The sequence below is a fragment of the Nitrospira sp. genome (assembly GCA_030692565.1).
GTDB lineage: Bacteria > Nitrospirota > Nitrospiria > Nitrospirales > Nitrospiraceae > Nitrospira_D.
The window spans coordinates 554,274-569,486 of record JAUYAO010000058.1 but is presented as its reverse complement, the minus strand read 5'-3'; the positions used below and the strand labels follow the sequence as shown (position 1 = coordinate 569,486).

The window sequence follows — 15,213 nt, the reverse complement described above, 5'->3', positions numbered from 1 at the left end:
AAAGGCCGTTCAGCAAGGCCGCAGCGAGTGAAGGACCGAGGCGTACCCTCTGGGGTACGTTGAGGGTCTGAACGATGCGAGAACGCCGCTGGCGGCCTTTTTCAACATCCGTCAGTCCACCGATGCCAGCGACCCAAGAATGTTATACCCACCATCCACGTAGATCACCTCACCGGTAATACCTCGCCCCAGCGAACTGACGAGAAACAACGCGGTGTCACCGACTTCCCCTTGCTCGGTTGCGCGGCGCAACGGGGCAAACTCTTTGTGGTGATCGACCATTTTGCTGATGCCGGACACTCCCCGGGCAGCCAATGTTTTAATCGGCCCGGCAGAAATCGCGTTCACGCGGATGTTCTTAGGACCGAGATCGTTCGCCAAGTAGCGGACAGTGGCTTCCAGCGCGGCCTTGGCCACGCCCATGACATTGTAGTGCGGCACGACACGTTCTGCGCCGAGGTAGGTCAGCGTGACGACGGACCCGCCATTGGTCATAAGAGGCAGCGCGGCGCGTGTCACGGCGACCAGTGAATAGGCGCTGACGTCTAACGCCGTCGCGAACCCCTGACGCGTGGTGTTCACAAATTGCCCCGTGAGTTCTTCACGAGGGGCAAAAGCAATGGAGTGAACGAGGAAATCGAGCGTGCCGACTTCTTTGCCCACGTTCTGCATCATGGTCGCAATCTGCGCGTCATCGCCGGCGTCACAGGGAAACGCCTTTGCGCCGGGCATCGTCGCGACGAGTTCTTCCACATTCTCCCGCAACCGTTCATTCTGGTAGTTGAACATGAGCGTGGCGCCTTGACTGGCGGCAGACTGGGCAATGGCCCAGGCGATACTGTGCTTGTTGGCGACGCCAATAATGAGCCCTTTTTTGCCACTCAATAACATAATTGTGGGTACTCCTTGCGCTTAACGAGAAGACGACTGTTGCGTGGCACGCCTGAAGGTCTTCACCTCATGACCAATTACGATTGATGTGTGACGATCGAGAAAGCCAGGCAACCGATGGCTGAAGATAGCACGATTTGCGGAGCGGTTCTAGGAGGGTGGGTTGAGAGGGGGGCGACTTAGTTTCCTTTGTTTCCCACGGCATGGAGCTGTGCGACCACCTTGGAGGCTTCCGGAATAAAGTCGTCGAGTTGTTGCGCCCTCGCCAGCGTCAATGCCTCCGTCGCGAGCGTCACGGCATCCTGATGGCGGCCTCGCTTACAATAGCTCTTTGCCAGGCTGATCCGCGCGTTGACGGCTTCCGGCACCTCGTGAATGACATGACGAAGCACCTGTTCACCCTTCTCCGGATCGCCGCCCAGCATAGAAGGAAGTCGTACCAGTAGCGTTCCTCTGGCAGAGAGGGCATCGAGATGATCGGGCTTGAGTTCGAGAGCCCGATTGAGCTCCTTCATCATGCGTCGAAATCCAAACACGGAAGACAGGCTCATCTCGCCGTCGATGCGCATCAATTCCCCGAGATTGCAGAACAAGGCAAAGTGGGCATCGGCAGACTGCTCGTCAGCCGCAACGGCTTGCTCCCCCAAGGACTGCCCCTTCTCGTAGAGAGCCGCTCGAGTAGCTCGGTCCGGCGCAATCCGCCCGTCGTGGCAGGCTTGCAAGGCTCCGGCAATGAAGTCCTGGGTAGTCGGCTGGGCCTCGCCGGAGGTCATGCTCCCAATCCAAAATGCGATTGATGCGAAGATGACAAGACCGACTCGCTGCATGACTCCTCCTAGAGCGGGAAGCACAATCGTCGGTTTTTATACAGCAAGGCCGGTGCCAGGGACAAGCGAGAAAAAGCATCTGAATTTGTTTCATTTTACCATCCGGCTCCGTCTAACTCCAGACGTCCTGTGGCAGGAAGAAAACAGGCTGCGGTGAAAATACAACAACTAGGGGGTGAGGCAAACGTTATCGTGACGTGATGACAAGGGTACTATTCTCAACGTGGACCGATGAAATCTGCGGGGGGAGCTGGAATTTTTCACGATTCTGGGGGGACTCAAACAGCTGGGCAACCACATGGCCGAGCGTAGCTTGTGGAATCGGTAAGGCTCCGAGCTTCCCCGCCGTCGGGGTCAGACGCACATATCCATCTCGGGTCTCCAAGGTCCCATCAAGCTGTAGGGAAATATCTTTCCGGTAGATGTGAAACAGGGCGTAGGCTTTGAGTTGATTGCCGGCCAGATTCATCCGGACGTCTTTCAGCGCGGACTGGACCTCTTCAACGGTCGCCGCACTTCCGGCTGGGACAGAGAGCCCGGCCTGCTGGGCTTGATGGGCTGACGCAATAGCAAGGTTGTCGCGCATCCATTGATTGAGCTCGGCTTCACTCAGCGCGACGTGGGCCGCGCGGTTGGTCTGGATCGACTGTTGGAGCAAGGCCATTTTCTCGGCCACTCGGTCGGCAGCCTGGGGATCCGATTGTATCGGCAAGGCCGGGGCTTGCCGGAGAATCGCGAGCAGCACCCCGAGGGTCATTGTCAGGGACATCCACGGAAGCACGCGGAACATCCGGCCGATCCTATTGCGCTGGGGAGAGACGATATCGACTGGTTCGCTGGTCTCCAGGGAAGCCCGCACTGATGGCGCTGGAACCTTGTACTTCGCAAACACGATCCCGCACCGGAGACACTCAAGGTCTCCCTGCTGATCGACTCCGCACCTCGGACAGGTCCTCACGGGATGCGGTGTGAGTGGCAATGATGCATGCATGCCTCGACTGTAGTCGAGACTGATTGTCCTGACAAAGAAAACGATAAAAACTCACATGTCGGGAACCGCCGATTGGCCGGCGAGGGATTGAAGCGCTCGAAACGCGGCGAGCATGTCTGCATACCCGTAGTGGGCATTGCGGCCGCTGGGATTAGGCAAGAGAAAGATTGGCACCCCGGCAATATCGCTGCTGGTGGGGCCCAAAGGAATCCGTGCCGGTAAAGATAGTTCTGACCCGTACATGATGCGGTAGATCGTGATGCCCAGCAGCGCCACAATGCGTGGCCGATACTTCCGAACTTTTCGGGTCAGGGCCGCCATACCGTTACGATATTCTTGGGGCGAAAGACTGTCGATCCCGCGGCTTGGGCGGCCGACGATATTCGTCAGGCCAAGTCCCCAATCAGGAAGTCTTTGATCTTCCTTGAACGTCAGTGGCTCTGTGACCAGCCGAGACTCATGGAGCAGCTTCCAGAAACGATTGGAAGGGCCGGCGAAATGATGTCCCATCTGAGCAGACCGCAGACCAGGATTGATCCCGACAAAGAGGATCCTCACGCCTGGTTGAATACGGTCGGACAGTCTCGCTCCTCTGTCCACGTCACCCCCGATCTTGATTGAGGCAGTTTAGTGGGGACTCAGCCAATCCGCCACAGGAATAAGAAGGAATTCCCCTTCATTGCTGGATTAGAGGAGCTACGGAACTATCTGAATATATAGATAAACTACACGCGTAGAACATTCGGCATGCGGCTTGCTCAATACCTGGGCAGTGCCCGATTAGCGGCACGAATCTCAACAACCTTTCTGGAGGGATTTACTATGAAGAGCATGTTGATGACAGTCATGGCAGTGGCAGTGGCCGTTTCGTTCAGCGCCCCTTCCTTCGCCGGCGAAGAGAAGAAGGACAAGAAGGATGAGAAGAAGGGTGGCCACGTGATGGTCTATGGCGAAGAGAAGAAGGACAAGAAAGACGAGAAGAAGGGCGGCCACGTGGTGTTCGGCGAAGAGAAGAAGAAGGACGAGAAGAAGGACAAGTAACTTCCGTCCATTTGGCGAGGCTAGCTGGCTTGAGAGGTTTCCCGCTTCACGCGGGAGACCTCTCGGGCGGTTCCCCTACCGCATCGACTCTCTGATATAGACCGCCTGCAATCCCACAATCGTCTTGGCATCCCGGATCGTCCCGTCTTCAATCTTTCTGATCGCGCCGGCCAACGACATCTCAATCACGTCCAGTACTTCATCCCGATCGAGCTGTTGCCTTCCCTGCATGAGCCCCGTCGCTTTGTAGACGTGAATCACTTCGTCGGCAAACCCCGGCGCGGTGAAAATGCTGGAAAGCAGCGAGAGCGTCGTCGCCCGATAGCCGATCTCTTCTTCCAATTCTCGCGCCGCACAGCTCAGCGGATCTTCTCCTGGATTGAGCTTGCCCGCGGGAATCTCATAAATAAACCCGCCGGCTGCGTGGCGGAACTGACGGATCAGCACCACCGTGCCATCGTCTTTCATCGGAACGACGGCCGATGCGCCGGGATGGCGAATCGTTTCCAGATCGACCGTCACGCCGTTCGGCAAGGTGACCGTATCGATGTTCAGCGTGACGATCCGGCCTTTGTAGATATGCTTGGTCACGGCCTGTCCGTTACGTGCTCTTGGGCTTTCGATAGAACGGTGTTTTCACAATCTGCGCGGGGACGGCTTTCCCTCGAATATCAATCGTGATCCGCGTGCCGATGGCCGACAGTGCACATGGCACATAGCCCAGACCAATCCCCTTCTGCAGGATCGGTGAAAGATTTCCGCTGGACACCTCACCGATGGGTTCGGAGGAGCGGGCATCCAGAATCTTGCACCCATGTCGAGGTACAGCCTTTTCCAATAATTCAAATCCGACAAAGCGCTTGGCCGGTCCGCCGTCCTTCTGCGCAACCAGTTTCGCACGCCCGGCGAAATCACCCTTCTCGACGCTCACCGCCCACTCAACGGCCGCCTCGATCGGAGTGGTCGTTTCATCGATGTCGTTGCCGTAAAGGAGATAGCCCATCTCCAGGCGAAGCAGGTCACGCGAGCCTAATCCGGCCGGCTTCAGTCCTTTCGAAGCTCCTGCTTCAACGATCCGCTCCCACAGCAGCCCGATACGATCGGACGGGGCATACAACTCATACCCAAGCTCACCGGTATAACCGGTCCGCGCGATGAGAGTGGGAATCGACGCCAGCGTCGCCTCGCAGGTGTGGTGCAGCTTCAGGGTCGTCACCGCCGCACCGCCCAAGGCAATCATAATCTCCTTGGACAAAGGCCCCTGAAGAGCGATTTGGGCCATCTGATCCGAATAGTCTTCCAGCACGACATTCGTATCTCGCGGATGTGCCTGCAGCCAGGTCAGCACCTTGCCACGATTCGACGCATTGACACAGAGCAGATAGTCCTCCTGCTTCAACCGGTAGACAAAGATGTCGTCCTTGATGCCACCCTCGTCGTTGCACACCATGGAATAGTGCGCCTGGCCGACCGCCAGCTTGGCCGCATCATTCGTCGTAACCGATTGGAGAAACGCCAGTGCGCCGACTCCCGATACCATCAGCCGGCCCATATGGCTCACGTCAAAGAGTCCGGCCTTGCTGCGGACGGTATGGTACTCGTCCAGTACGCCCGAATACTGGATAGGCATCTCCCAGCCGGCAAAATCGACCAACTTAGCCCCGGCAGCGCGATGTTGCGCAATGAGTGGCGTCTGTTTCATCGGTTTGACCGGTTACTGCACTCCAAGTAATTCGACATCGAACACGAGCGTGGCATGAGGAGGAATGAGCCCACCGGCTCCACGTGCCCCGTAGCCGAGGTTCGAGGGGATCGTCAGCTTGCGCTTGCCGCCTATTTTCATCCCTTGCACACCCTCATCCCAACCCTTGATCACCTGGCCCACACCGAGCCGGAACGAGAAGGGCTGTCCACGGTCCACGGAACTATCGAACTTCTTTCCATTCGTGAGCCAGCCGGTGTAATGAACGGAGACCGTCTGTCCCGCCTTCGCGGTGTCACCGGTCCCCACAACTTGATCGATGTATTGCAAACCGGATGGCGTCGTAATCTCTTTCCCTTCCGATGCCGATGATTCGCTCCCGCTCATGCTGCCTCCTACTCCCATAGATGGACTACACGTCACGATGATTGCGCCGAACACGATGGCTCGAAATAGTTTATTCATTGCGCCCCTGCCTTGGATGCCGGTTGGGCAAACAGCGCCATGCTGGCGGTGTACCCGTGAAGAAAGTTGCGCCCGCCGACCGGGCCGATCTCGCCTTGAGCAAAAAACCCGGCCACCGGAATCTGCCCCAATCGCTCCGTCAGTACGCCCGAATCATGATGCGGACGCCCGAACAGCCCCTGACCACGCCCGCAGCAGCTAAACACGAGGGCCCCGAGCGGTGCGTTCGGATGCCGCGCGCGATCGGCCGCGAGTAGCAAATGGAGATCTTCGCTCGCCGACTTGGCATCGCGAAGGTGAAACTGGACCGTCTGTCCTTCCTGCACCACATCGCCGATGGCCACCGCACCGGTCGTTTGGTCGGCGCCCACCAAATTGCGGACGAGAAAGTCGCCCAGTTCAAACCGATTGCGATGCTCGTCGATCACGATGCCGACGTGAAGTGCCCGATGCGCCCGGCGCCGATCGTCGCCTCCGAGAGACTCGAAGACCGTTTGAAGCCGCGTCAATGCCGGCGTGCCGCCCATCTCGTGCACGAGATTGTGCTCCGCTTTCGTGACCACGTAGCGCTCGCCGATCGGGCGGCAACCTTGCGAGATGACCGGTCGCACCTCAATCGGGCCGCTGATCCGAACCCCAACCAACCCGCTCTCAAAGGTTTGCCGTCCGAGAAACAGCCGATTCTCACCGGCATCTTGCCCGCCGCCGGCCAATCCGCCGATCGCCGCTGTGCCCGGATAGCGCTCTTCCAAGAGACTCAGGACATCCTGCATCGGAGTGGAGAACGGATCTGCGAGGAGGAGAAACGTGCCCTCTTGCCCGTCGGACTCAGGCCAGCCTGGCAACGAAAATTGATCCTGGGTTTGCGAGAATGACAGTCGGACGGGAGTGAGGCTGACACCGGGAAGGCAGGCCGTCCACAGGGTGACGGCGGGAGACGTTTCCAATTCCTCCGCCCCGGCAATCACGCCTTCGCCGCTACAGCCGAGCGACACTCTCGCGCCCAACACATCCGTCATCGTCTCGGCGAGCAACTCAGCACGAGACACATGGTGCGAAGAAAAGAACACGAACGCAAGATCGGGCGTGACGCCGCCCAACTTGGCACTCACCTCATCCACCAAATCACGAGCGGCGGCTTCCGTATCGGGATTGCGGGACACCGCGGAAACGAAATGGAACGTTGCGGCCTGGATGGGGGATGTCGGAGACAAGCTGGGCATGGAGATCGTTGTCCCGTTACACGCCGGGATTCATGCGTTCGGATCGGTCACTCGCCAATTTCTTGTAGTACCGCCAGAGATACGAGTGATAGTCGTCGAGCTGCGCCAGCAAGTAATGCAATTCGGTGGGATCTTCCGTCTCCAGCGCACGCGTCATCCGCGTCTTGAGAAACTCGGCAAAGGCCTCCGTCTTCTCCACCGCCGTCAGAAGACGCAATCCGCCGCCAATTTGATACTCATTCATCGAAGCACACTCCTCGGCTCTATAGTTTCAAGGCAGGATAACGAGCCACCGGCGAGAATTGCAAGCGCCCAATTTCACCATATCTATCCGGACTCGCTTCGCGGGCGATGGAGCGCGCTCGTCTAGATCAACTCAGCATTCAGAGGCCTGCGAAGCCCCTCCATTATCCCTTCCCCCGAATATCAGGGTCGTGATCCGGAGGCTAAAGCCCTGAGCCGATCCAGATTGATGGCCTCTACGCGATGGTCATCGCGTCCGACCACCGTCGTCGCCATGGTGAGGGCGTTGAGAATGGCTTCTTCAGTGGCTTCAACCGTCGCCGCGATCATGGGGTTCAGATGGGTGTCGGCGAGATGGGTCAGTGTATAGGTGGGTTCTTTGGGATAGTGCGGGATGACATTGGCAGTGGAGAAGGCGAGGATGAAATCACCGCTGCCATGGCGTGCGGTCGAACCCGTGCGGGCGAGGCCGAGTGCGGCCCGCTTGGCCAGCCGCGTAAGCTGGCGACTATCGAGCGGAGCATCGGTGGCGATGACGATGATGATCGAGCCTTCGCTCTGGCCGGGCGAGAGGGCTTCCGCTACCGCTTGGGGCGCTGCATACTGTTTCCCAACGGGCACACCTCCCACGACAAGTTCCGGTCTCCGGCCGTGGTTCGCATTGACCAACACGCCAATCGTATAGCCGCCTTCTTTTTCAGGCAATGCGCGCGATGCCGTGCCGATTCCGCCTTTGAACCCGTACGAGACCATGCCAGTGCCGGCCCCGACAGTTCCTTCTTTGACCGGGCCGCTGTTCGCGCTGTCGAGCGCAGCGATGACGTCCTGCTCAGACACGTGACGGCCTTGAATGTCATTCAGGCGCCCGTCATCGCATTCGGCCACAACCGGCGTGAGGGTATCATCCTCGATACCGATCGCCGGATATTGTTTGATCATCCAGCTCATGACGCCGTTCGCCACCCGTGGCACATTGAGCGTGTTCGTCAGCGCGATAGGATATTCCAGAAAACCCGACTCCGCTACCCAGGCCAGACCGGTCATCTCTCCCGTGCCGTTGAGGACGAAGGAGCCGGCCGCCACCTTCTTATGCCACACATCTTCGCGCGGAACGATGACCGTCACGCCCGTGCGGACCGGCCCCTGTCCCGGCTTCAACGCCCCCTCCCCGGAGATGAGGGTCTGGTGCCCAACTCGGACGCCAGGCACATCCGTGATCGCGTTAAATTGACCGGGCGCATAGTTCCCGACAATGATTCCCAACTCGCGCACTCGCTGTCGCGCGTCGGTCCCCTCTGCCGCGCCGGCCATCGACCAGCCGCTTAGTCCGGCGAGGCAAACGGCTACTGCCAGCGCCACTCGCCTCCTAGATCTCATAGCTCGATCCTCGATGCGGAATAGTCACGTCGATGGAGGGATGTTCACTCTGAATCGCCACGCCTAACGACAGGGCCTGCTTCTCTTCGCCGTGAACGATAAAGACTTTGCTGGGGAGCGGATTGATGGCACGTACGTAGGCCAGGAGATCGTTACGGTCAGCATGGGCCGAGAGTCCGTTGAATTTCACGACCTGCGCTCGCCGTTTCGTCGGCACCCCAAAGATCGGCACCACGTCCCAGCCTTCGACGAGCTTGCGCCCCAGCGTGTGCTCGGCTTGAAAGCCGACGAACACGATGACGTTGGCTTCATCTTCAATGGCGTGTTTCAAATGATGGAGGACACGGCCTCCCTCACACATGCCTGAAGAGGAGATAATAATCATCGGCCCCTTCATCGCATTGAGTCGTTTGCTGTCGTCCGGCGACGAGACAAAGCGGATATAGCGCGATGCGAAGGGATCGCCGTCTTCCGTAAACGTGCGGTAGGTTTCCTCGTCATAGCATTCAGGATGACGGCGAAACACCTCGGTGGCCCTGGATGCCAGCGGAGAATCAATATAGATGGGGATCGGATCAATACGATCCTCGGCGACGAGTTCTTTGATCCGCATGACGAGCTCCTGCGTTCGCCCGACGGCAAAGGCCGGCACGATGATCTTGCTCTTGTGCGCTTTGGCGTGGGCGATTAGTTCCTCAGCCTTTGTTTTCATCGCCTCGCCGGCTTGGTCGTGCAGACGGTCGCCGTAGGTCGATTCTAGAATGAGCACGTCACAGGAAGGTGGCGGTTCGGGATCGCGCAGAATCGGCATATGCGATCGGCCCAGATCGCCGCTAAAGAGGACGGTGGCCGTATTTCCTCGAACCGTATACTTCACACGGACCGCGGCCGATCCGAGGATATGCCCGGCATCGTGAAACGTCGCCGTGACTCGGGGGGCAATCTTGACCGCATCATGATAACGCTCGCCGACAAAACGCCTGGTGATGTCCTCGACGTCATCGCTATCGAATAGGGGCTGCACGCACTTCTTGCCCCTCCGCCGCTCTTTTTTATTCACATAGCGGCAGTCGCTTTCCTGAATCCTGGCCGCATCCTGCAACATGATCGCGGTGAGATCCGCGGTCGCGCGCGTGAGGTGGACTTTGCCGGAAAAGCGCTGTTGCATCAACATCGGCAGGGCACCGGAATGATCAATGTGAGCGTGCGAGAGGAGGACGGCGGACAATCCCTTGGGGTCAAAGCCGAGTTCACGATTCTGGATTGCCGCTTCTTCCCGCCTGCCTTGAAACATGCCGCAATCCAACAGAAGCCGGCAGATGGACGTCTCGATCAGGTGTCGGCTCCCAGTCACCGAACGCGCCGCGCCATGAAAGGAGAGTTTCATTCCTTCGGCCTCACATCATGATTACGGGCAATTAAATCCCATGCTTCCTGCGCAGTTTCCGCATAGTGGAAGAGCCTCAGGTCTTGAGGCCCAATCAGTCCTTCATCCACAAGGAATTCCCAACTGATCAACCGCTCCCAGAATGCCCGACCAACCAGCACAACGCTGACCCCGGTCACTTTGCCGGTTTGGATGAGAGTCAATGTTTCAAACAATTCATCGAGCGTGCCGAACCCCCCGGGAAATGCAACCAGGGCTTTCGCACGAATGAGAAAGTGCATCTTACGAAGGGCGAAATAACGAAACTGAAAACACAACTCTGGTGTGATGTAGGGATTCGGTCGCTGCTCGTGCGGCAGGGTAATGTTCAACCCGATGGACTTGGCCTGCACGTCTGCCGCTCCACGGTTAGCCGCTTCCATAATGCCCGGCCCCCCGCCGGTCACGATGGCATAATCACATCGCCCGTCGATCTGGCAGGAACTGGATACTAGCCGGGCAAATTCTCGGGCGACATCGTAATACTTGGAGAGCTCTCGTTGGCGCTTGGCGACGGCAACTTGTCGATGGCGTGACGGATCCTCCGGATGTTCAGCCAATTCTCGTTCGGCAGTACGCAAGGCCACCGCTGCGGCGACGGGCTCCTGCAATCGTGCGCTGCCGAATACCACGATTGTGGATTGAATCCCCTGCTCCTTCTGAATGAGTTCGGGCTTGAGCAATTCAAGTCCGAGCCTCAGAGGGCGCAGCTCTTCCCTCTGCATGAATTCGGTATCACGATCGGCAGGGATATAAGACGAAGAAGCGAGAATGTCGTCGGAGAGGGAATGATCTTCAGGAGAATCCATGACCGGCATTATAAACGGAGGAGTAGGGGGGCAGCAAATGGAGAAACGGTCGTGCTCGGGCAAGGGTTCAAAAGGGATACGGATTGAATCGTGGGCCGGAAAGCTGGCGGAGAAAACTTTGATGTGTCACAACCCAATTCTGGTCACAAAGAAGCTCGAACGCATCAACCCCGAAACCGCTGCGAGAGATGATCAAGTCAGGGTCGACTGGAGACCAGGGCTTTACCAACCACCCAAAGTTTACCCGTGAATACTTCATGTCGAGGAAACGATAGGTGGCCACGACTCCAAGGTAGGAGTCGGTAAGCGAATCCGGCGCGCCGAGCTTTCCGATGACATCGCTGAGAGTGGTTTTCCCTGGTTCGATGAACGCCACATCATCTGGAGTGATTGGCGTATTTAACTTAACCCGGATGACGTTACAGCCGGCTGCGGCGAGGCACAAGAGCACGATCAAGAGGCTATGGCAAGCCCACCATCGACGAGTGGCCATATCAATCTCCGAACGGCCAGAACCGAAACTCCATCCCATCTGTACGCTTGGAGACAATGACGTCCTCGACGGTTCCTTCTCGATTCAGAATCACAAACAAATCGTCGCTTTTAATAGAGAGTCGTGAAAAGTTGACAAGAATCAACAGGAGGCTTCCTGCTTTGGCATCGTACCGATAATACTGATAGACATCTCGTCCGTTGACTTGCAGCAATCGATCAGGCGCACCAAGTGCTGCGAGCACCTCGGCTTTTGACGATGTGCCCTTCTTGATGGAGGCGACGGCATCGGCCCTGATTTCATCGCCGAGGGTGCCTCGGCTGAAAGCACATCCTTGCGTGCACATGAGGCCTATGAGTGCCATTCCAAGAACACGTCTTACTGACATATAGCACCTTCCTCCCTACGCTTCGTCCGGACGATCTTTTAGGCTGTGGACATGCCCCAGTACAAAATCGGTTTCAAAGACGGAATAGGATGACGGCTTGAGACCAACCCGTCGATAGACGTCTTGGGCGACGCTGTTTTCTGACTCCACATAGAGGCGTACGCCGCAGACACCAGGATCGGCCCTCGCTCGTTCAATCACCTTCGCGTGCATGGTCCGAAAAACTCTCTGTCGCCGCCAGGACGGATCGACATACACGCTTTGGATCCACCAAAATGTGGCATTGCGCCAATCGCTCCATTCATAGGTGATCATCAGCTGACCGACTACCCGCCTGGTCTGTGGCTGCTCTGCCACCATGAAAAATCCGTGAACGGTCGAGTTCAGCAACGCCCGCGTTCCCCGTTGAAGGCGATCGGCATCCAGTTGCCTCCCCTCAGTTTCTAAGGCCATCGCTTGACTAAATGCGACGAGTCGTTCGAGATCCTCGAGACGCCCCTGCCTGATAGTCCATTCTTGATGAATTGTCATACTGATCGGGGTGGGTGAGGAGGTTGTAACCAGCCGGCCGCTGGCTTGAACAATCCTGCAGAGAATTCCATCTTCATCGCATCCTCTGCTGGCAGATTGAGGGCACGCAATTCCTTTTCCGGGACAAAGGCAAGGTAACCGGTAAACGGATGGATTGCTGTCGGAACAAAAACCATCAATAATCGATCGATCCGTGCGACTTGAAGGACGGAGGGAGCGGTTCCCATAACAAATCCCAACGCCCAGAGTCCGTCACGAGGGAACGGGAAGGCCACCACTGTGCTTTGACCGAATCTCGACCGAAAGTTCAGGATATCGGTCATGCCCTTCATCGTCAGATAGATGCTGCGCACGAGAGGGATTTGTTCCAACTTCTGCTCCACATAAGAGACCAGTCGTTGGCCAATGACATGCGTCGTGAGCGCACCTACTATCAACACTAACGAAACAAGTATGATAAGCCCAAGACCAGGGACGTGGCGAGACACATGATCCCCCACCACGTTATTCAGTACTTCGTCGAGTGTCTGAAAAAGGGCAGCAAGAATCATATAGGTCGCCCACGCTGGCAGGAGCAAGAAGAGACCGGTCGCAAAGACTCGCCAGATATCGCGCAGCATGGCATTCCACTGGGATGAAGTTGGCTGACAGTTGCGCTCAAGTGTAACAGAAACGACAACCCTACAGAAGAACTCCGTGTGCTCTTGAACTCACTGTACGCGGTGCACTATTCTTAGTGATCGCTGGAATTCTCAACGCCATTGTCTGCGCTTGATGAAGGGGAACCGTGATGGCCATAGACAAAGATCTGTTAGCAATTCTTTGCTGTCCTGAAACGAAACAGCCTGTTTCGCTGGCAGATGAGGTTCTCGTTCGACGAATCAACGAGGCGATTGGTCGGGGAGGGCTACAGAATAGGGGCAAACAAGGCGTCACGCAACGAGTCGACGGCGGTCTCGTACGCGCCGATGCGAAGATCTTCTACCCCATTCGTGAGAACATTCCAGTGATGCTGATCGAGGAAGGAATTACCCTCGAACAAGTGGGATGAAGCGGGTTTCTTGCCGGAGTTAATCCAACCCCGTCTAACTGCAGGCGAAGCAACTTGCCGAATTCTCTCCCAAGGGAAGGTGCGCCTTTTCCTTCGGAGCCGTCCAAACTGAGACAGCTTTAGCCTCTTGAAATTCCGAGATCTACACTGTGGGTATCGGTCTTGGAGCCGGTGGAAGTCCCGCAGTGCTGACAGAGGTATTCATAGAGATTGCCCGATGGCAAGACGAGCAGAAGCCGCTCTCTCGTGGGTGTGGCAACGCGACAACGGGGGCAATACAAGAGCGACGCCTGGAGTGCGCCGAATTGATCAGCCGGTTGCGACGCTTTGGCGGGTGAGTTCCTCATCGGCGTGCCGATCGGCCCGGATTTTCTTGGAAGCCATTTGGGCGGAACAGACATAGGATGATTCTATGCAAGGAGAAACCGAGGGTCAACGGAGTCAGGCAGACTCTTGATTGATGTTTGGGATAAATAGATAGAAGGGAATGGCCGACTAGTCACCGGCATCCTGTTCTAGCTCAGATCGTTTGGTATGGACCCGTGACCAGAGGAAGCGCACCGCTTGCACGAGAACGTAGATGAACAACCCGCTGAGGAGACCATACAGGCCAGCTCGGCTCCAAGGCCATATGTCTGGAGCGTGCAGGACAAAGCCTAGCGCGAGATGCCCCCCTGCCCCAAGGCAGAGGGCGAAGATAATCCACTCTCGAGCCAAGGCCATACGACGCGCCTGTAGAAGGGGGGAAGAGGACGTGAACCGGGAAGCACACGCCCCGCACAGTAATCTAGACGGATGTCTTAGCTGACTCGATCTCGGTCGCAGTGATGAGACTGGACAGGTAATCCGATACAAAATTCAGGGCTTCTTCCCTGCCATCCGCTCGGCGCCCTTTTTCACGTCTCTGCACCGACAATTCATGATCGAGATCGGACTTCACTTCACCCAGCACACGCTGAAGCGACGACGGCGTCAGATTGGTGTCCATATCTTCGAGTTCCTGGCACCGATCGAGCACCCAGTTGAGACCTTCGATACGCCCGGCATAGTGCTCTTGCTCCGCTGTATCGATACGGGCCATCGCCGTCGCAAAGGTTTGGGCCTCATAAATGAGGTTGTAGAAGCTAGTGACGGCTCGCTGCAGGCTTGAGTTCATGATGCTCCTTCATCTGAAAAAGTTTAACCTCTCAATTATACATGAGAACCTGCTAGCAACAAGGAAAATTTTCTCGACGGCTAGGTAAAGAGAAGGGAATGGAATTCGTTCATAAAGCCATAGTAGAGCGGCGCAAAATCTTTCAGGCTGTCGGGGCTGGTTTCTTTCAGGCGCTTGAAGAAAAACACCTGGGCACGCGGGTCAAGCTGTTCAAGCAAATGGCTCAATTGCGCCATCGTGTAACTACCTGCCGGAACGCTGAGAATATAGTGAACCAGCCGCTCCACGAACTGTTGCCCTAAATACTCAGTGGCTACGTATTCTTGCGGAATTTTCCCTGACGCCAAAAGCTCATCAAAGGGGACCGCTTGTGCAGCGAATGGAACAGATGGTTTTGGCTGACCAGTCACCCAAGTTCCTCCACGATCATCGCGAGAATAGGAAGCATTTTATGACTGTACGTGAGGCCTGGTAACCCGTCAAGTGTACAGATGGGCCAGTTATCTGGACCAAAAGGCTGATATGGCATGGACAGCGGGGTCAAAGAGAACTACTTCGACAGTCCATTGAGTGACTCCTCAAAAATATGAGGATGAATG

20 protein-coding genes are annotated in these 15,213 nt (G+C 56.8%); 2 read left to right on the top strand and 18 right to left on the bottom strand.

Annotation, left to right across the window (positions count from 1 at the left end):
- Window positions 1-111: 111 nt before the first annotated feature.
- The 4 genes from Q8N04_19485 to Q8N04_19470 form a co-directional block, all read right to left on the bottom strand.
- Entirely contained in the window at window positions 112-891 is a 780-nt protein-coding gene (locus tag Q8N04_19485; GenBank protein ID MDP3092863.1) for an enoyl-ACP reductase, read from the bottom strand.
- A 179-nt stretch (window positions 892-1,070) separates the two neighbouring features.
- The gene (locus tag Q8N04_19480; GenBank protein ID MDP3092862.1) at window positions 1,071-1,718 is read right to left on the bottom strand and encodes a hypothetical protein; all 648 of its coding nucleotides are present in this window, start codon (window positions 1,716-1,718) and stop codon (window positions 1,071-1,073) included.
- A gap of 187 nt (window positions 1,719-1,905) precedes the next feature.
- Window positions 1,906-2,610: a hypothetical protein gene (locus Q8N04_19475; GenBank protein MDP3092861.1), complete on the bottom strand. Its 705-nt coding sequence runs from the start codon at window positions 2,608-2,610 to the stop codon at window positions 1,906-1,908.
- Window positions 2,611-2,760: 150 nt separating this feature from the next.
- Complete coding sequence (locus Q8N04_19470; protein MDP3092860.1) at window positions 2,761-3,267, bottom strand: mismatch-specific DNA-glycosylase; 507 nt, start codon at window positions 3,265-3,267, stop codon at window positions 2,761-2,763.
- Window positions 3,268-3,531: 264 nt separating this feature from the next.
- Here Q8N04_19470 and Q8N04_19465 point away from each other — a divergent pair, with 264 nt between their 5' ends.
- Complete coding sequence (locus Q8N04_19465; GenBank protein ID MDP3092859.1) at window positions 3,532-3,750, top strand: hypothetical protein; 219 nt, start codon at window positions 3,532-3,534, stop codon at window positions 3,748-3,750.
- A 75-nt stretch (window positions 3,751-3,825) separates the two neighbouring features.
- Here the strand turns inward: Q8N04_19465 and Q8N04_19460 are convergent, their stop codons facing one another.
- The 12 genes from Q8N04_19460 to Q8N04_19405 form a co-directional block, all read right to left on the bottom strand.
- On the bottom strand, window positions 3,826-4,341 hold the full coding sequence (locus Q8N04_19460; GenBank protein ID MDP3092858.1) for an NUDIX hydrolase: 516 nt from the start codon (window positions 4,339-4,341) through the stop codon (window positions 3,826-3,828).
- A 10-nt stretch (window positions 4,342-4,351) separates the two neighbouring features.
- Window positions 4,352-5,452: a glycine cleavage system aminomethyltransferase GcvT gene (gene gcvT / locus Q8N04_19455; protein ID MDP3092857.1), complete on the bottom strand. Its 1,101-nt coding sequence runs from the start codon at window positions 5,450-5,452 to the stop codon at window positions 4,352-4,354.
- A 12-nt stretch (window positions 5,453-5,464) separates the two neighbouring features.
- Window positions 5,465-5,839: an FKBP-type peptidyl-prolyl cis-trans isomerase gene (locus Q8N04_19450; protein ID MDP3092856.1), complete on the bottom strand. Its 375-nt coding sequence runs from the start codon at window positions 5,837-5,839 to the stop codon at window positions 5,465-5,467.
- A 74-nt stretch (window positions 5,840-5,913) separates the two neighbouring features.
- Window positions 5,914-7,140, bottom strand: a complete 1,227-nt coding sequence (locus Q8N04_19445; GenBank protein ID MDP3092855.1) for an FIST N-terminal domain-containing protein — start codon at window positions 7,138-7,140, stop codon at window positions 5,914-5,916.
- 16 nt (window positions 7,141-7,156) lie between these two features.
- Window positions 7,157-7,384, bottom strand: coding sequence for a hypothetical protein (locus Q8N04_19440; protein ID MDP3092854.1), 228 nt, complete (start codon window positions 7,382-7,384; stop codon window positions 7,157-7,159).
- Window positions 7,385-7,566: 182 nt separating this feature from the next.
- Window positions 7,567-8,760, bottom strand: a complete 1,194-nt coding sequence (locus tag Q8N04_19435; protein ID MDP3092853.1) for a P1 family peptidase — start codon at window positions 8,758-8,760, stop codon at window positions 7,567-7,569.
- Window positions 8,750-10,147 (bottom strand): MBL fold metallo-hydrolase, encoded by a 1,398-nt coding sequence (locus tag Q8N04_19430; GenBank protein MDP3092852.1) that lies wholly within the window; start codon window positions 10,145-10,147, stop codon window positions 8,750-8,752. The genes Q8N04_19435 and Q8N04_19430 overlap by 11 nt, the downstream gene beginning before the upstream one ends.
- On the bottom strand, window positions 10,144-10,995 hold the full coding sequence (locus Q8N04_19425) for a TIGR00730 family Rossman fold protein (protein MDP3092851.1): 852 nt from the start codon (window positions 10,993-10,995) through the stop codon (window positions 10,144-10,146). The genes Q8N04_19430 and Q8N04_19425 overlap by 4 nt, the downstream gene beginning before the upstream one ends.
- 67 nt (window positions 10,996-11,062) lie before the next feature.
- Complete coding sequence (locus tag Q8N04_19420) at window positions 11,063-11,488, bottom strand: hypothetical protein (GenBank protein MDP3092850.1); 426 nt, start codon at window positions 11,486-11,488, stop codon at window positions 11,063-11,065.
- A gap of 1 nt (window position 11,489) precedes the next feature.
- Entirely contained in the window at window positions 11,490-11,852 is a 363-nt protein-coding gene (locus tag Q8N04_19415; GenBank protein MDP3092849.1) for a hypothetical protein, read from the bottom strand.
- A 39-nt stretch (window positions 11,853-11,891) separates the two neighbouring features.
- A complete protein-coding gene (locus tag Q8N04_19410) occupies window positions 11,892-12,407 on the bottom strand; it encodes a GNAT family N-acetyltransferase (GenBank protein ID MDP3092848.1) in 516 nt (171 codons plus the stop codon).
- Window positions 12,404-12,958: a DUF502 domain-containing protein gene (locus Q8N04_19405; protein ID MDP3092847.1), complete on the bottom strand. Its 555-nt coding sequence runs from the start codon at window positions 12,956-12,958 to the stop codon at window positions 12,404-12,406. The genes Q8N04_19410 and Q8N04_19405 overlap by 4 nt, the downstream gene beginning before the upstream one ends.
- Before the next feature lie 239 nt (window positions 12,959-13,197).
- Between Q8N04_19405 and Q8N04_19400 the strand changes: the two genes are divergently transcribed.
- On the top strand, window positions 13,198-13,458 hold the full coding sequence (locus Q8N04_19400; GenBank protein MDP3092846.1) for a Trm112 family protein: 261 nt from the start codon (window positions 13,198-13,200) through the stop codon (window positions 13,456-13,458).
- A 787-nt stretch (window positions 13,459-14,245) separates the two neighbouring features.
- On the opposite strand, the gene Q8N04_19395 is transcribed toward Q8N04_19400, so the two are convergent.
- Together Q8N04_19395 and Q8N04_19390 are read right to left on the bottom strand one after the other, a co-directional pair.
- Window positions 14,246-14,614: a hypothetical protein gene (locus Q8N04_19395; protein MDP3092845.1), complete on the bottom strand. Its 369-nt coding sequence runs from the start codon at window positions 14,612-14,614 to the stop codon at window positions 14,246-14,248.
- Window positions 14,615-14,694: 80 nt separating this feature from the next.
- Entirely contained in the window at window positions 14,695-15,024 is a 330-nt protein-coding gene (locus tag Q8N04_19390; GenBank protein ID MDP3092844.1) for a hypothetical protein, read from the bottom strand.
- Window positions 15,025-15,213 lie beyond the last annotated feature (189 nt).

Bases quoted from the DNA above. Each gene is read 5' to 3' on its own strand.
- Q8N04_19485 (MDP3092863.1), bottom strand. From the start codon at position 891: ATGTTATTGAGTGGCAAAAAAGGGCTCATTATTGGCGTCGCCAACAAG.
- Q8N04_19480 (MDP3092862.1), bottom strand. From the start codon at position 1,718: ATGCAGCGAGTCGGTCTTGTCATCTTCGCATCAATCGCATTTTGGATT.
- Q8N04_19465 (MDP3092859.1), top strand. From the start codon at position 3,532: ATGAAGAGCATGTTGATGACAGTCATGGCAGTGGCAGTGGCCGTTTCG.
- gcvT (MDP3092857.1), bottom strand. From the start codon at position 5,452: ATGAAACAGACGCCACTCATTGCGCAACATCGCGCTGCCGGGGCTAAG.
- Q8N04_19450 (MDP3092856.1), bottom strand. From the start codon at position 5,839: ATGAGCGGGAGCGAATCATCGGCATCGGAAGGGAAAGAGATTACGACG.
- Q8N04_19445 (MDP3092855.1), bottom strand. From the start codon at position 7,140: ATGCCCAGCTTGTCTCCGACATCCCCCATCCAGGCCGCAACGTTCCAT.
- Q8N04_19440 (MDP3092854.1), bottom strand. From the start codon at position 7,384: ATGAATGAGTATCAAATTGGCGGCGGATTGCGTCTTCTGACGGCGGTG.
- Q8N04_19435 (MDP3092853.1), bottom strand. From the start codon at position 8,760: ATGAGATCTAGGAGGCGAGTGGCGCTGGCAGTAGCCGTTTGCCTCGCC.
- Q8N04_19430 (MDP3092852.1), bottom strand. From the start codon at position 10,147: ATGAAACTCTCCTTTCATGGCGCGGCGCGTTCGGTGACTGGGAGCCGA.
- Q8N04_19425 (MDP3092851.1), bottom strand. From the start codon at position 10,995: ATGGATTCTCCTGAAGATCATTCCCTCTCCGACGACATTCTCGCTTCT.
- Q8N04_19420 (MDP3092850.1), bottom strand. From the start codon at position 11,488: ATGGCCACTCGTCGATGGTGGGCTTGCCATAGCCTCTTGATCGTGCTC.
- Q8N04_19415 (MDP3092849.1), bottom strand. From the start codon at position 11,852: ATGGCACTCATAGGCCTCATGTGCACGCAAGGATGTGCTTTCAGCCGA.
- Q8N04_19410 (MDP3092848.1), bottom strand. From the start codon at position 12,407: ATGACAATTCATCAAGAATGGACTATCAGGCAGGGGCGTCTCGAGGAT.
- Q8N04_19405 (MDP3092847.1), bottom strand. From the start codon at position 12,958: ATGATTCTTGCTGCCCTTTTTCAGACACTCGACGAAGTACTGAATAAC.
- Q8N04_19400 (MDP3092846.1), top strand. From the start codon at position 13,198: ATGGCCATAGACAAAGATCTGTTAGCAATTCTTTGCTGTCCTGAAACG.
- Q8N04_19395 (MDP3092845.1), bottom strand. From the start codon at position 14,614: ATGAACTCAAGCCTGCAGCGAGCCGTCACTAGCTTCTACAACCTCATT.